The following is a 14763-nucleotide window of genomic DNA, read 5'->3' on the forward strand; positions in this document are numbered from 1 at the left end:
GGAATGGCCCGGGTGCGCAGGCGCCCGGGCCTTTTCGTTTCCACAGCGGTTCACGCCTGGCGCACGTGCATCGCAGGATGATGGATGCCCTGCCAGGAGATCGTCATGGCACTGCGTGTTGTTCGACTCGGTACGCCGCGCCAACCCGGCGAGGGACTGCGTATCGGCACCGTCAGGCGCCCACCGCGCGGCGTGCCGCGCAGCGAGTTCGCCCGGCAGGACTGGTACGACGTCTGGTTTCCGACCCTGTCACCGAGCGCGGAGCTGGTGAAGCAGGCGCACGAGGCGAAAACGGCCGCAGACTGGAACGCCTTCTTCCGCCACTACGCGACCGAGATGAAGGCGCCTGATGCCGCCCACGCGCTGGACCTGCTGGCTGCGATGTCGCAGCACAGCGACCTCAGCGTGGGGTGCTACTGCGAGGATGAGGCGCACTGCCACCGCAAGGCATTGCGCGAGTTGCTGGTAGCGCGGGGAGCGAAGCTGGCCGGAGAATGATGGCGCGCCGCAGTAGATCCACGCCATGCGTGGATGCGGCATCGGTGCCGACCAACGGTCGGCACCCACCTGTATCAATTACAGGCCTTGCCTTCCATCTGCAGCTGCGCGGCGAACATGGTCACCTGCGGAATCTGGCCGGCAGCCGCCTGCTTCTTCGCCTCTTCCAGATAGATGCGCGACTGGCCCTGGCCGTCCAGCTCGACCTTGTTGCTCGACGGCAGGCGCCACACCCGCACCACTGCCTGTTGGGCCGGGCACGCCGCGCTCGGCACGCGGATCACATCGTTGAGTTTCCAGCCCTTGTCCGCACTTGGCTGCGCCTTGGTGTAATCGACGAAGCGCGCGCGTGGCTGGCACTGTTCGCTGGTACGCACGGCGGAGAAGCGGTAGGGCGCGGCGGCGTCGCCGGTGAACACACCTTCCAGCCGCGCGCAGGCCTCGGGGATCTGGCGCAATGTATGCACCGCACCCACCGCCTGGGGCACGCCCACGGCACGCTGCAGTTCCGGGGTTTCCGCGGCGAATGCCGGCACGGCAGGGACCAGGGCGGCAAGCATCAACAGGGACAGGCGCATGTGGGATCTCCTACGGGACTGTGCGCAGGCTTGCAGAGACTGGCTTAACGGGGCGCAAAGGCCTGATGGCTCTCGAATCGTGCCCATGGCCCGGCGGCAGGGCCCGCGCGCATGGCGATGCGTTCCGTCTTGAGGGCGCCCACAGGATCACGAGGTGCGGCTCGTAGAGGCCAGTCGAGCATGGCTCGACTCTACAAGTGGCGGCACGCATACTGCGGGCACCAGGGAATGCTGAACACCGCCATACGTCGGACGACCGCCAAGGTCGGTACGGGTTGGTTCCAGGCTGCAGCCCGTCGTCCCCCTCGTGGTGCCGTTCATCGCCACTGGATGCCTACATCCATTCTGCGGAGGGGTCTAATGCTGGAACGTCACGGGCTTTCATTGGCGCTGGGCTGCGCCATTCTCGCGATCCTGTTCGGAATCGTCTCGGCGCGCTGGATCCTGCGCCAACCCACCGGCAATGAGCGCATGGTCGCGATCGCCACCGCGATCCAGGAAGGTGCGCGTGCCTACCTCAACCGCCAGTACCTGACCATCGGCATCGCCGGCGTGGTGCTGTTCGTGCTGGTCGGGGTGTTCCTCAGCTGGTATACCGCGATTGGATTCGCGGTCGGCGCGGTGCTGTCCGGCGCCGCCGGCTACATCGGCATGAACGTGTCGGTGCGCGCCAACGTGCGCACCGCGGAGGCGGCGCGCCATGGCATCAGTGCGGCGATGGACGTCGCCTTCCGCGGCGGTGCGATCACCGGCATGCTGGTGGTCGGCCTGGGCCTGCTGGGTGTGGCCGGCTATTACGCACTGCTGCTGCGGATGGGCCTGCCGATGGAACAGGCGCTGCACGCGCTGGTCGGTCTGGCGTTCGGTTCGTCGCTGATCTCGATCTTCGCGCGTCTGGGCGGCGGCATCTTCACCAAGGGCGCCGACGTCGGCGCCGATCTGGTCGGCAAGGTGGAAGCCGGCATTCCCGAGGATGACCCGCGCAACCCGGCGGTGATCGCCGACAACGTCGGTGACAACGTCGGCGACTGCGCCGGCATGGCCGCCGACCTGTTCGAGACCTATGCGGTCACCGTCATCGCAACGATGCTGCTGGGCAGCCTGATGCTGGCCGAGGCGGGCGCCAATGCCGTGCTGTATCCGCTGGTGCTGGGCGGTGTGTCGATCATCGCCTCGATCATCGGTGCGCTGTTCGTCAAGGTGAAGCCTGGCGGCTCGATCATGGGCGCGCTGTACAAGGGCGTGATCGTCTCCGGCGTGCTGGCCGCGATCGCGTTCTACCCGATCACCACCGGGCTGATGAGTGACAACGTACATGGACCGATGCCACTGTACGGCTGCGCGTTGATCGGCCTGGTCCTGACCGGGCTGATCGTGTGGATCACCGAGTACTACACCGGCACCCAGTACAAGCCGGTGCAACACGTGGCGCAGGCCTCGACCACCGGGCACGGCACCAACATCATCGCCGGCCTCGGCATCTCGATGAAGTCCACTGCACTGCCGGTGGTGGCGGTGTGTGCTGCGATCTGGGGTGCGTTCGCGCTGGGTGGCCTGTATGGCATCGCCATCGCCGCCACCGCGATGCTGTCGATGGCTGGCATGATCGTCGCGCTCGATGCCTACGGACCGATCACCGACAACGCCGGCGGCATCGCCGAAATGGCCGAGCTGCCCTCGGAGATCCGCGACATCACCGATCCACTGGATGCGGTGGGCAATACCACCAAGGCAGTGACCAAGGGCTATGCGATCGGCTCGGCTGCACTGGCCGCACTGGTGCTGTTCGCCGACTACACCCACAACCTGCAGGCCGCCAACCCCGGCCAGGAATTCCGCTTCGACCTCAGCGACCACACGGTGATCATCGGCCTGCTGATCGGGGGCCTGATTCCCTACCTGTTCGGTGCGATGGCGATGGAAGCGGTCGGCCGCGCGGCGGGGGCAGTGGTGGAAGAGGTGCGGCGCCAGTTCCGCGAGATCCCCGGCATCATGCAGGGCACCGGCAAGCCGCAGTACGACAAGGCGGTGGACATGCTGACCCGCTCGGCGATCCGCGAAATGATCGTGCCCTCGCTGCTGCCGGTGGTGGTGCCGGTGGTGGTCGGCCTGCTGCTGGGGCCGCGCGCACTCGGCGGTCTACTCATCGGCACGATCGTAACCGGCCTGTTCGTGGCCATTTCAATGACCACCGGCGGCGGCGCCTGGGACAACGCCAAGAAGTACATCGAGGATGGCCACTTCGGCGGCAAGGGCAGCGAAGCGCACAAGGCTGCGGTGACCGGCGATACCGTCGGTGACCCGTACAAGGACACCGCTGGCCCGGCGATCAATCCGCTGATCAAGATCATCAACATCGTGGCGCTGCTGCTGGTGCCTCTGTTGTAGATCCACGCCATGCATGAACCCGTAGCGTCGAGCAGGCTCGACGCTACGGCCGCGACCGCCTCATCCATCGGATGACAAGCAGCACCACGACGATCATCCAGCAGGCATAGATCGGCCGGTCCCAGCCATCGAAGAGGCTGAGCGGGCTGCCGATGAAAGCGAGCGAAGCCAGCCACGCACACAGTGCGCCGGGCAGCCACGCGCCACGCCAGATGCAGAAGGCGGCGAACACCAGCAAGGGCCAGGCGAAGATGATCGCCGGCGTGAACGGTGCCAGCGAAAGCACGGCCACGCATGCAGCCAGCAACACGCTGCACCAGGCCAGCACCCGTAACGTCCGTGTCGTCATGCCAACCTCCGCGCGTCCATTGACGGTCGTGCGCGAGCATAACGCCTGCGCGCTGCCTTGAATTCCGGCTCGGGTCAGAGCCCTGTCCTGCGGAAAGGGATCCGACCCCGATGGCGGTCAGCGCCCGCGCAGGAAGAATGACACCGGCACCATCACCTGCACCGGGCCGCCAGGCACCTCGGCCGGCGGCGCGGGGACCGGGCTGGCCCGCTGCACGGTGTCCAGCGTCTCCTGGTCGAGCAACGCGAAGCCGCTGCTGCGGCCCAGCACCACCGCCGAAACCACACCGTCGCGGGCCACGGCAAAGCGCACGTAGACCACGCCCTGCTGGCGCAGCCGCTCGGCCTGGCGTGGATAGCGCCGGTGCTTCTGCAGGTGCGCGAGCAGGCGTCCTTCCCAGGTCGCCTCGGCGCGACTGCGCTCGCCGGCGGTGGTCTGCGGTGCGGTGTAGCGTGCGGCCACATCGGCTGCCACCTGCGGCGGTGCGCTGGTCTGCGCGACATTGGTCTCGGCGGTTTCCGGCGCGGGCGTCGGCTCCGGCGTACGCAGCGGTGGCAAATCACCCTGCGGCTGCATCGGCGCCTTCGGTTGCTCACGCAGCACCGGCTTCGGCGCCTGCCGCTGCTGTTGCTGCTGCAGGGGGCCCGTCGCCACTTCACGCGGGGGCACGGATGGCGCCCGCGCCATCGGCGCCAACTCCAGCATCAACGCCGCGGGCGACGCTACCGCAGCCACCACCGGTGAACGCATCGCCCGCCAGCAGGCCACGCCGATCAGCAGCGCGTGCACCAGCAGCACGATTGCCAGGCTGGTCGCCCAGCGCCGCAGTCCACTCATCGCGCACCCTGCTCAACACCGACCAGCGCCACCTTCAGGTAGCCGGCCGCACGCAGCGCATCCAGCGTGGCCATGAGTTCGCCGTAGGGCACGCGGGTATCGGCACGCAGGAAGATGCGCTGCGCGGTGTCGCCGTGGGTGGCCGCCTGCAATGCAGCGGCCAGCCCGTCACGCGCCACCGCCTGCTCGCCCACGCGCAGCGACAGATCGGCCTGCACGGTCACATACACCGGCGCCTGTTCGGGCGGCGTGGCACTGGCGCTGCTGGCCGGCAGCTGCACTGGCACTGATACGGTGGCCAGCGGTGCGGCTACCATGAAGATGATCAGCAGCACCAGCATTACGTCGATGAAGGGCGTGACGTTGATCTCGTGTGCTTCTTCCGGTGCGTCGTCGCGGTCGGACCCGGTCCTGATCGCCATCGTCGCGCCTCAGTGCACCGCGCGCAGCGGTGCCGCTGCGGCACGCGGCACGGCACGATCAAGATCGCGCGAAACCAGCTGCTGCACGGCCGCCGACAGATCGCCGAGCAGGCCCCGCAGGCCGGCCAACACGCGGCTGAAATGGTTGTAGACCAGTACCGCGGGAATCGCCGCGACCAGGCCGAGTGCGGTCGCCAGCAAGGCCTCGGCGATGCCGGGCGCAACCACCGCCAGGTGGGTGGTGTTGCTGTGTGCGATGCCGATGAAACTGTTCATGATGCCCCACACCGTGCCGAACAGGCCGACGAAGGGCGCCACCGCGCCGATGCTGGCGAGCACACCGATGCCGCGCCGCTGCACGCGCGCGGTCTCCAGTTCGATGCGGTCCAGGCGCGAGGCGATGCGTTCCTTGATGCCGTCGCGACTATCCAGATCCTGCGACAGGCGCAGTTCGGTGCGGGCGGCGTCCAGCATGGCGAGTGCGGTGCCCTGCTGCAGACTTGCCTCTCCGCTCTGCGGCGGCAGCTGTGCGGACTGCAGCAACAGCGCGCGCGCCGCGCGCAGCTGCCGGGCCTGGCGGGTCAGCTCCCAGCCCTTGGCCAACAGCACGGTCCAGGTGGACAGCGACGCCAGTGCCAGCGCGATCATCACGGCCTTCACCACCACGTCGGCGGCCAGGTACATGCCCCACGGGGTCAATGCGGGGGCGGCCACGGGGGCCAGGTCAGCAGGCAGCATCATCTCGGCTTCCATCAGCATCAGGGGTCGCTGCGCGACTACGGGCCGCGCGCGGATCATTGGCGTCGTCCACTTCCACGACCGGATGGGGCTCCAGCCGGGGGGCCGGTCGGCTCAGCACGTAGCCGGCGCTGACCGCGAAGAACAGGCCCACGCCCAACAGCAGGCGCCAGGACGGATGCGCGCCCCAGCAGAACAGGGCAAAGCCCAGCGCCATGCCGGCACTGGCAAACGCCTTGCCCTTGCGCGATACCGCGCCCTGCTCGCGCCACAACCGCAGCGACGGGCCGTAGCGCGGATGCGCCAACAGGCGCTGCTCGAACTTCGGCGAGCTGCGCGCGAAGCAGCCCACGGCCAGGATCAGGAAGATGGTGGTCGGCATCACCGGCAGCAACGCGCCGATCACCCCGAGCCCGACCATCAGCCAGCCCAGCGCGAACCAGAGCCAGCGCATCAGCGCTGCACCTGTGGGCGCGCGCCGCGCATCAGGCGAATTCCACTTCGACGTGGCCGTGCACGCTGCGGAACGCGGCGTCGGCGGCATCGATCACCTGCTGCTCCTGCTCGACACTCAGCGGTACCGCGTCCAGCGCAGCGGTGAACTCACGCCAGTGGCGCGCCGCGCCATCCGGATGCGCGGCCAGGTGGCGGGCGCCAAAATCACGGTCCAGGCCGAGCCTGGCGGCCATCTTGTACAGAATGGTGCCGCCCAGGTTGGAGCCTTCAGCCACGTACAGCCACCCCAACGCGGCGGGCAGTTCCAGATCGGACGGCAACGCCGCGATATCAGCCCCCGGCAGGGTCTGCTCCAGGTCCTGCAGGTCGCGCGCGACCTGGGTCAGGCGGCGGCGCTCGCCCAGGTCCGGCAGCAGTGCGTCCAGCGCAGGGTTGGCATACAGCGCATCGATGCTGCGGTGGAAGCGATACTGCACGCGCAGGAAACGGGCGAAATTGCTGCGGTCGGCGAAGATGTCGCCGGCCATGATGCGCTTGTCCAGGGCACCGTGGCTGTCGCGGGTGGCGGCCTTGAGCCGCAGGCTGCGGCTTTCTTCAGGGGCGATGTGTGCGTTCATGGGGGATGCCAAGGGGGTCGTCCTGCTGTAGACGTTTGCCACGGGGCTTTCCCCAAGGCTATGTGCGCCGATAATGGCGCATCCCTTCTTACCGCAGGAACCGACGATGATCACCACCGAACCGCGCATGACCAACCTGTTCCTGCAGCTGGGCCTGGACGCCAGCGCCGAGGGCATCGCCCGCTTCATCCGCGAGCACCAGCTGGCCACCGATGTGGAAGTGGTCGAGGCGCCGTACTGGAACGATGCGCAGCGCCAGTTCCTGTCCGAGTCGCTGCAGGCCGATGCGGCATGGACCACCGTGGTGGACGAGCTGAACGAGTCGCTGCACGAAGATGCGGTGAAGGCCGCGACCGGGCTGTAAGTAGACGCCGGGCGCGGCGGGGCGCTGGCGATTGCACGGCGGAAGCGGTGCGGACCAAGGTCCGCACCCACCGAGGGCGGTCCGACCCCACCGCTCATACGCTGGCGATCAGTACTTCCAGGTCAGCGCCAGCCGCGCAGTGCGGCCCGGGGCCGGCATCACGCCCAACGCCAGCGGATCCAGGTAGTAGCGGTCGGTCAGGTTGTCCACGCCGGCGTCGACCGACAGCTGGTCGTTGAAGCTCCAGCTGGCGAACAGGTCCACCAGCGTGGTTGGCCGGTACAGCTGCTGGATCGCCGACAGCCCTACGTTCCAGTCCTTGTCCAGCTTGCTGATCGGGCCGGCGTTGTGGACCACGCGGGTGCCGAAGGTCAGGCGCTCCTCGAACAGGCGCGAGCCCAGGGTCAGGTTGACCATGTAGCGCGGCGGGTTCTGGGTATTGGTGTACGAGCCCTCGAAGCCGCCGTCCACGCAGTCGGGCGTGTTGGCCAGCTCGCCGTTCCTGCGTTGCGCCCCGTAGGCACGGCGCTCGGCGGCGATGTCCGGCGCGCAGGTCTTGGCCTTGAAGTAGTAGTGCGCGGACAGATCGGCAAATACCTTGCCGCTGTCATAGCTGGACTGGAACTCCATGCCCGAGACCTTGAACTGGTCGACGTTTCGGATCAGGCCCGCCGACAGCGTGCGGTAGTCACGGGTGATCAGGTCGTCGATGCGGGTATCGAAGTACGCCAGCTTCAGCGCCAGGCGGTCGCCGGCGGCGAACAGGTCGTAGCGGAGGGTGCTGGCGCCGATTTCCCAGCTGCGCGCGCGCTCCGGCTTCAACTCGCCCACTGGCTTGGCGGCGGTGAACAGGCCCAGCGTGGTCTCGAACAGGCTCGGCAGCTTGGTGCCTTCGGCGTACTTCACGTAGACCATGGTGTCTTCGCTGAAGCGGTAGGCCACGCTGGCGGTCGGCGAGAACGCGGTGTCACGGCGGCGGATCGGCTGCGACCACGTCCAGCTGACCGGCACTTCCAGGTCCTGCGCCTTGCCGGCGTCGTAGAAGTTCCAGCCACCGATGTCGGCCACCGTGCCCTTCTTGTACGGTGAGGCCAGCAGCGATTCCTGGGTGAAGTTGCCGTTGGCATCCGGGTACCAGTTCAGCAGCGCGATGCGCTTGGCCCGCCACGACGGCAGCGCCGGGTTGCCATTGAGCAGTTCGGTGTAGCGGTACTGGCCCTGCACCTCATAGGCATCGGGCGTGGCCAGGCGGTTGCGGTCGTGCACGTCCACGCGGTTCCAGCGGCCGCCGGCCAGCAGTTCCCAGTGCTCATCGGGCTGCCACTTCAGCGAGGCCACGGCACTGTATTCCTTGCGCTCGGCATTGCGCAGGAAACGGTTGTTGACCAGGTCATCGTGCATGACCGGGCCCGAGCTGCCCGGTGCGATGTCTTCGTCACTGTAGGACAGGCCGTAGTCGAGGGTGAACGCACCGGCGCGGGTATCGAACATCGAGGTGTTGCTGGCATCCAGTCCGAAGCGCTTCTGCCGCAGCGGATTGCGGTAGGCATCCTTGTAGCCGGGGTCGCCGCTGAAGCTGGGCGAGTCGTACCACTCGGTGCGGCGATCGAAGTACCAGGGGGTGATGCCGGTCAGGCTGTTGTACATCACGCTGTCGGTGTCGGTGTATGCGGCATTGACGCGTAGATCGATCAGCTCGCTGTCCGGATTGAAGCGGTAGCGCAGGCTGTAGCTGTCCATGTCGACATGGCCCGGATCCCACTGCGGAATGCGGTCACGATCCACACGGATGATCTGGGACGCCATGATCTCGCCGGCGGTGCCTTCGTAGCGGCGGTAGCCCGCTTCCAGCGTCTGCGCATCGTCGATGCGCCAGGTGCCCTTGAGCAGCGCCGACTTCGAGCGCGCCGAGGTATTGAAGACCTCGGTGTGCGGCGGGTTCAGCGGCGCCAGCGTGCGACGGGTCTGCGGGAAATCATCGTAGCCGTGCTTGCCGGAGAAATAGTTGCCGTTGTCGCGGTAAGCATAGGCGGCCACCAGATCGAAGCGGTCCCAGTGACCGGCTGCAGCGACGTTGAAGAACTGGCTGCCGGTGGCGCTGCGGTCGGAACGTGGCGCGGCGCTGTAGGACGGCAGGTTGTTGGCGCTGGCGTTGGCCAGGCCGCCACGCACGCGTACGCCGAAGTCGCGCCCCTCGCGCAGCACGTCGTCGATTTTCAGCGTCTCCATCTCGACCACGCCGCCGATGCCACCGGAGGCATTGGCCTGCAGGCTCGGGCCCTTGGTGATGGTCAGGCTGGAAATCAGGTCCGGGTCGAGGTAGGTGCGCTGCGATTGGCCGGCATAGCCACGGTAGGTATCCATGCTGGACTGGCCGCCGTCGATGATCACCGGCACGCGGCCCTGGCCCTGGATGCCGCGGATGTTGACGTCGAAGCCGTTGCCAACGCGCGGATCGCCGGCGGTGACACCGGCCACGCCCTTGACGATGTCGCCGTTGGAGGTGCCGCGGAAACGTTCCAGCTGCGTGCGGCTGAGCGTGGTGGTGGAGCCCACACTGCGATAGCTGTCGAGCAGGCGCGCCTCGTCGCTGGTCGCGCCACTGTCGACGCGGTCGCCGGCCACGCTGAGCGTGTCGGTGACGATCACACCGCTGTCGGCCTGCACCGGCGTCGCCGCTTCCAGAGTGACTGCATCTGCGCTGACGCGGCGCACCGCCAGGCCACTGCCCTGCAACAGCTGCTGCAGCGCCTCGTTGGCCGGCAGGCTGCCATTGACCGCACGCGAGGTTACGCCCTGGGCCAGGGTGGCCGGATACACGACCTGCACGCCGGACTGGCGCATATAGCTGCGCAGCGCTTCATCCAGCGGCTGCGCTGGAATGTCGAAGCGCTGCACGGCAGCGTGGTTGCCGGTGGCGCCCTGTGCCAGCACGGACGGTGCGGCGCTGGCCAGGCCGGCGGCCAGCAGGGCGATGCACAGGCGGGACGGGCGCATCGCGCGGCCCGGGCGGTGGGAGTCGAACATGGGGGAACCTGTCAGGTAATCGGTGCCGCAGGCGCGGCGTCATCCGCAACACAGGCGGACACGGCGACGTACGTGGCGGCGGCGGGTACGTTCGCGGAGTAAGACGGATGAAAGCGTGGCAACCCCAAGGGGATTTGCAGTCGAAGCAGGTGCCGACGGTTGCGCGGCAGGTTGCAGTGGTGGGTGCCGACGGTTGCGTGGCTGGTTGTAGTGGTGGGTGCCGACCGTTGGTCGGCACCGGGGCAATGGCGTGGATCTACCGATGGACGATGGCGACGCCGAGCGGCAGCCGGGTCACCTGCAATCCAGCCGTCGCGGCCAGCGCATCCAGCGCCTGTTCCGGGCGGTCGATGCGCAACGCCGCGCTTACCGCCGGCAGCTGCGATAGATCGCCGCGCACGAAGGTCGGGCCGGCGCGATAACGCCCCACCCATTGCACGGCGTCGGCGACGCTGGCCTGCTCCAGCAGCAGCTCGCCCTGCCGCCACGCGCCGACGCTGTCGGCAGCCACATCCCGCAGGCGCGTCACGCCGCTGTGCTCGCCATAGACCGCACGCTGGCCCATCTGCAGATAAGTCCAGCCACCGTCGGCCGGGCTGGCCACGCGCACCCTGCCCTGCCCGACCTGGGTTTCAACCTGGTCATCGCCGCGCGCGACGGTGAACGCGGTCGAGATGTCCTCGATCACGCCGTTGCCCGCACGCACGCTGAAACGTCGCTGCGCATCCGGGCTGACCTCGAACCAGGCACGCCCACGCAGCAGCTCGATCTCGCGTGCATGTGCGTTGAAGCGCACGGCAATCGCACTGTCCGCATCCAGCACTGCGCGGCTGCCATCGGGCAATTGCACGTTCTGCACGACATGCGTGCTGCGATGGTCGGCCTGCAGCCGCAACCAGGCCTCCGGCCATGCCACCAGCATCGCCAGCGCGGCTGCAGCGGCCATTGCCCAGCGCATTCGATGCGGCCGCGGGCGTTCGGCGGGCCGGACCTGCGGGCGTGGCCCGACACTGCGCCACAGCGCGCGCTCGTGTTCGAAGGCGCGTCGGTGCCCCGGTTGTGCCAGCCAGCGCTCGAACTCGTGCATGCGCCCTTCGCCGATGTCACCCGAGGCCAGCCACGCGATCCAGCCCCGGGCCTGTTCGGCCAGGGCATCGTCATTGGCGGCGGGCAGCGTGTTCGGCGGGCTCATCGGCTGGCGGACAGGCGCATTCAAGCGCAGGCGGAGGAACTAGACCGCATCCACGGTCCAGTGATCAAGACGTTCCAGCGAGGGCCAGCCCCAAGCCGGGGCGATCATCGGCCGCTGCGTGCCCACGCCAGCCGCTGCAGGGCGGTGCGCACATGGTTCTCGACGGTCGTCACCGACACCCCGAGACGGCGGGCGATCCCGGCCTGGGTCAGGCCCTGCAGGCGGTTGAGCCGGAAGATGGTGCGGGTCGGCTCCGGCAGGTGCCCCGCCGCATCGAGCACCCGCTGCAGCTCGTCCTGTGCCATGGCCTGTTCCTCGGTCGAGATGACCTCGTCCGGCCCCCACAGGTAGTGGTCGGCCAGCAGGCGGTTGCGCCGGGTCGATTCGCGGCCGTGGTCGGTGGCCAGGTTGGCGGCCAGCCGGTACAGATAGGCCCGCGGGTTGTCGATGGCCTGGCTGTCGTCGACCCCACGGGCCTTGAACCACACCGCCTGGATCACATCCTCGGCGCCATTGTCGCCGCCAAGGATGCGCTGCACCCGACGCAGCAGTGCCGGCCGCTCACGGATCAGCAGTTCGGTAAGGGAGGCGGCATTGGAGGACATGCGCGGAACCGGGACGACAGACGGAAGGCGCCGCGCATGCTACTCCGTTAATGAGAATCAGTCACGTTCGCATCAGTGGATGCAGCCGGTCAGCCCGTCATAGACGCTCTCCGACGTGCCGGGCAACGGATCATGCAGCGGATTACGGGCCGCCAGCGCCGCATGGAAGTCCTCAACCGGGGTGCCAGGCACCAGCGGCAGCCGGCATAGCCAGGTCGGTTGCCGGGCCACGATCGCACCGTCGTTCCGCGACACGGCCAGGTCACTGGCGGCAAATGCCCACAGGCACTCATGCACCGTGCCGCGCACCGCGTCCACCGAACAGCGCAGGCGCAGCGCCCGGATGTCGCTGTACTCACCCTCGCAGAAGGTGTCGCCGCAGATCGCGTCGAACCCGTGCTGCAGACGCCCTTCCAGGGCAAAGAAGCGGTCCCAGTTGGCTTCCTGGTGCGGGTAGTCGATCAGGTCCACGTAGGGAAAGGCCTGGGCGGCGGGCGCGATCAGCAGCGTGCAGAACAGTCCGAGTGACAAGGCGGATGGTTTCATGCGGGAACTCCTCGGGTAGGTACATCCAGCCTGCGCGCGCGCGCCCCCCGGACCCATCGGTCAACCCCGGCCCGCCGGGTCGGCGCCTTCCTCGCCCTGCCGTCAGCCCCCTCCCCCTGCACAGCGCCCGGCAAAGGCATAAAATGGGGGGCTATCCGTCTATATCCCCCACCTGGAGCACGACCATGGGTCTGGAACTCGTCTCGCCCGGCAAGAACCCGCCGGAAGAAATCAACGTCATCATCGAGATCCCGAAGGACTCGGAGCCGGTGAAGTACGAAGTGGACAAGGAAACCGGCGCGATCTTCGTCGACCGCATCCTGTCCACCCCGATGCGCTACCCCTGCAACTACGGCTACGTGCCGAGCACCCTGTGCGGCGACGGCGATCCGGCCGACGTGCTGGTGGTGCTGCCGCTGCCGCTGGTGCCGGGTTCGGTCGTGCGCTGCCGTCCGGTTGGCGTGCTGAAGATGAGCGATGAGGCGGGCAGCGACGAGAAGATCCTGGCCGTGCCGGTGTCGAAGATCTTCAGTGGCTACGCCCACGTGGAAGACATCGCCCAGGTGTCCAGCCACTGGCTGGAGCGCATCGGCCACTTCTTCGAGCACTACAAGGACCTGGAGAAGGGCAAGTGGGTCAAGCTGGACGGTTGGGGCGGCGCCGCTGAGGCCAAGCAGATCCTGATCGAGGCGCACCAGCGCCATCTGGACAGCAAGGCCTGAGCCTGAACCGGATCGCTCCGGCATGCCCTGCCGGAGCGATGCGGGTCACGTTTCATGACGACGGCACATCACTCTTGCCGCCGTATTAGGTAAATTGCGTCACTTCACACGTCGTCGACATCCATCGTCGAGACAGCCAGGGGAATGTGTCGTGCGTATTCTGCTTGTTGGGGATGCAGCCAGCCTGCCGGCCGAGCTGACCGAATTCATTGCCGATCTTGGGGAAGACTGGCAGCCGCTGACCGCCACCGATGGCCAGTCCGCAATGACCGCGGTGGCCACGCAGGGCGTGGATGCAGTGATCGTCTGCCCGCAGCTGCCGGATCTCAATGCCACCACGCTGCTGGGCCAGATCCGGACCTTGCGCCCGGAAACCATCCGCATTGCGCTGGTGGACGCCCAGCACGGCAACCGGCCGCCGCCGGCACGCCTGATCGGCGTGGCCCACCGCTTCCTGCCGTTGCCGCTGGCACCGGAAGTGTTGCTGGAAGCGCTGACCAGCCTGGAAGAGCTGCGTGAAGTGCTGGACAGCCCGCGCCTGCGCGACGCCATCGGCCGTATCGAGAAGCTGCCCTCGCCGCCGCACCTGTACCTGAGCCTGACCCAGGCACTGGAACATGACGACGACGCCGACAGCGCCGACGTCGCCAAGCTGGTGGCCGCTGATCCGGCAATCGCGGCCAAGGTGCTGCAGCTGTCGAACTCGGCGTTCTTCAGCCAGGGCCGCACCATCGCCGACCTGCGCACCGCCGTGACCCGCCTCGGCCTGTCGACGCTGCGCGATCTGGTACTGGCCAGCGAGGTGTTCTCGGCACCGACACTGTCCACGGCCGAGCGCAATTCACTACAGCAGCGCGCCCTGCTCGCCTCGCGGCTGGCGGCACGCCTGCTGCCCGAATCCAGCGCCGAACTGGGCGCGACCGCCGCGCTGCTGGCCGACATCGGCCTGCTGCTGCCCGGCGTGCGCAACGAGCGCAGCGAACCATCGCTGACCGGTGACACCCGCCCGGGCCACGCCGAAGCCGGTGCCTATCTGCTCGGCCTGTGGGGCCTGCCGATGCCGATCATCGAAGCGGTCGCGTTCCATCTGCAGCCGCAGCGTGCCAATACACGCAGCTTCTGGGTGACCGGCGCAGTGCACGTGGCACTGGCACTGGTCAATGGTGATCCGGTGGACGAGGACTACCTGCAGCGCGCAGGTGTTCTCAACAGGCTGCCGCAGTGGCGGGAGCATGCCAATGCGTTGATGGGACTGGTACCCAGCGAGGCTTGAGGCACCGCCCAGGGCGAGTTCGCAGGGAATGAAAGGCAGGCCGGGTGGCCTGCCTTTTCCGTTGTGCCTGAAGAACCATCCACGCATGGCGTGGATCTCGTCAGTCGGTGCAGCACACAAACAAGAAGGGCGGACCTTGCGGCCCGCCCTC

General features: G+C 67.8%; 16 protein-coding genes. 5 read left to right on the forward strand and 11 right to left on the reverse strand.

Annotated elements, in window-relative coordinates:
- The first annotated feature begins 105 nt into the window (after positions 1-105).
- Positions 106-498, forward strand: coding sequence for a DUF488 domain-containing protein (locus AC5P7R_RS16125; RefSeq protein WP_109814501.1), 393 nt, complete (start codon positions 106-108; stop codon positions 496-498).
- 74 nt (positions 499-572) lie between these two features.
- Here AC5P7R_RS16125 and AC5P7R_RS16130 read toward each other — a convergent pair whose 3' ends face one another.
- Positions 573-1076: a hypothetical protein gene (locus AC5P7R_RS16130; protein WP_021203625.1), complete on the reverse strand. Its 504-nt coding sequence runs from the start codon at positions 1074-1076 to the stop codon at positions 573-575.
- A gap of 360 nt (positions 1077-1436) precedes the next feature.
- Between AC5P7R_RS16130 and AC5P7R_RS16135 the strand changes: the two genes are divergently transcribed.
- Complete coding sequence (locus tag AC5P7R_RS16135; protein ID WP_019662021.1) at positions 1437-3464, forward strand: sodium-translocating pyrophosphatase; 2028 nt, start codon at positions 1437-1439, stop codon at positions 3462-3464.
- 43 nt (positions 3465-3507) lie between these two features.
- Here the strand turns inward: AC5P7R_RS16135 and AC5P7R_RS16140 are convergent, their stop codons facing one another.
- The 6 genes from AC5P7R_RS16140 to AC5P7R_RS16165 form a co-directional block, all read right to left on the reverse strand.
- Positions 3508-3813: a hypothetical protein gene (locus tag AC5P7R_RS16140; protein WP_031270312.1), complete on the reverse strand. Its 306-nt coding sequence runs from the start codon at positions 3811-3813 to the stop codon at positions 3508-3510.
- 117 nt (positions 3814-3930) lie between these two features.
- Positions 3931-4650 (reverse strand): energy transducer TonB, encoded by a 720-nt coding sequence (locus AC5P7R_RS16145; RefSeq protein WP_227854042.1) that lies wholly within the window; start codon positions 4648-4650, stop codon positions 3931-3933.
- Entirely contained in the window at positions 4647-5072 is a 426-nt protein-coding gene (gene exbD, locus AC5P7R_RS16150; protein ID WP_021203622.1) for a TonB system transport protein ExbD, read from the reverse strand. Before exbD ends, AC5P7R_RS16145 begins: the two co-directional genes overlap by 4 nt.
- A gap of 9 nt (positions 5073-5081) precedes the next feature.
- Positions 5082-5810 carry a tonB-system energizer ExbB gene (gene exbB, locus AC5P7R_RS16155; protein ID WP_111098782.1) on the reverse strand — a complete coding sequence of 243 codons (729 nt, stop codon included), beginning with the start codon at positions 5808-5810 and terminating at the stop codon, positions 5082-5084.
- Entirely contained in the window at positions 5797-6264 is a 468-nt protein-coding gene (locus AC5P7R_RS16160) for a YbaN family protein (RefSeq protein ID WP_021203620.1), read from the reverse strand. The genes exbB and AC5P7R_RS16160 overlap by 14 nt, the downstream gene beginning before the upstream one ends.
- 31 nt (positions 6265-6295) lie before the next feature.
- Positions 6296-6883 (reverse strand): biliverdin-producing heme oxygenase, encoded by a 588-nt coding sequence (locus tag AC5P7R_RS16165; RefSeq protein ID WP_019662027.1) that lies wholly within the window; start codon positions 6881-6883, stop codon positions 6296-6298.
- A gap of 106 nt (positions 6884-6989) precedes the next feature.
- On the opposite strand from AC5P7R_RS16165, the gene AC5P7R_RS16170 reads away from it, so the two are divergent.
- The gene (locus AC5P7R_RS16170; RefSeq protein WP_006390068.1) at positions 6990-7247 is read left to right on the forward strand and encodes a DUF2789 domain-containing protein; all 258 of its coding nucleotides are present in this window, start codon (positions 6990-6992) and stop codon (positions 7245-7247) included.
- Positions 7248-7355: 108 nt separating this feature from the next.
- On the opposite strand, the gene AC5P7R_RS16175 is transcribed toward AC5P7R_RS16170, so the two are convergent.
- From AC5P7R_RS16175 to AC5P7R_RS16190, 4 genes are all read right to left on the reverse strand, one after another.
- Complete coding sequence (locus tag AC5P7R_RS16175) at positions 7356-10274, reverse strand: TonB-dependent receptor (RefSeq protein ID WP_227854043.1); 2919 nt, start codon at positions 10272-10274, stop codon at positions 7356-7358.
- A gap of 256 nt (positions 10275-10530) precedes the next feature.
- Positions 10531-11466 (reverse strand): FecR family protein, encoded by a 936-nt coding sequence (locus AC5P7R_RS16180; protein WP_227854044.1) that lies wholly within the window; start codon positions 11464-11466, stop codon positions 10531-10533.
- Between the two features lie 104 nt (positions 11467-11570).
- On the reverse strand, positions 11571-12071 hold the full coding sequence (locus AC5P7R_RS16185; RefSeq protein WP_019662030.1) for an RNA polymerase sigma factor: 501 nt from the start codon (positions 12069-12071) through the stop codon (positions 11571-11573).
- Between the two features lie 72 nt (positions 12072-12143).
- Positions 12144-12617: a hypothetical protein gene (locus tag AC5P7R_RS16190; protein ID WP_495214042.1), complete on the reverse strand. Its 474-nt coding sequence runs from the start codon at positions 12615-12617 to the stop codon at positions 12144-12146.
- 185 nt (positions 12618-12802) lie between these two features.
- On the opposite strand from AC5P7R_RS16190, the gene ppa reads away from it, so the two are divergent.
- Positions 12803-13339 carry an inorganic diphosphatase gene (gene ppa, locus AC5P7R_RS16195; RefSeq protein ID WP_005410935.1) on the forward strand — a complete coding sequence of 179 codons (537 nt, stop codon included), beginning with the start codon at positions 12803-12805 and terminating at the stop codon, positions 13337-13339.
- A gap of 151 nt (positions 13340-13490) precedes the next feature.
- Positions 13491-14612, forward strand: a complete 1122-nt coding sequence (locus AC5P7R_RS16200; RefSeq protein ID WP_021203616.1) for an HDOD domain-containing protein — start codon at positions 13491-13493, stop codon at positions 14610-14612.
- Positions 14613-14763 lie beyond the last annotated feature (151 nt).

This window comes from Stenotrophomonas sp. YJH_SMC_27 (genome assembly GCF_059369815.1).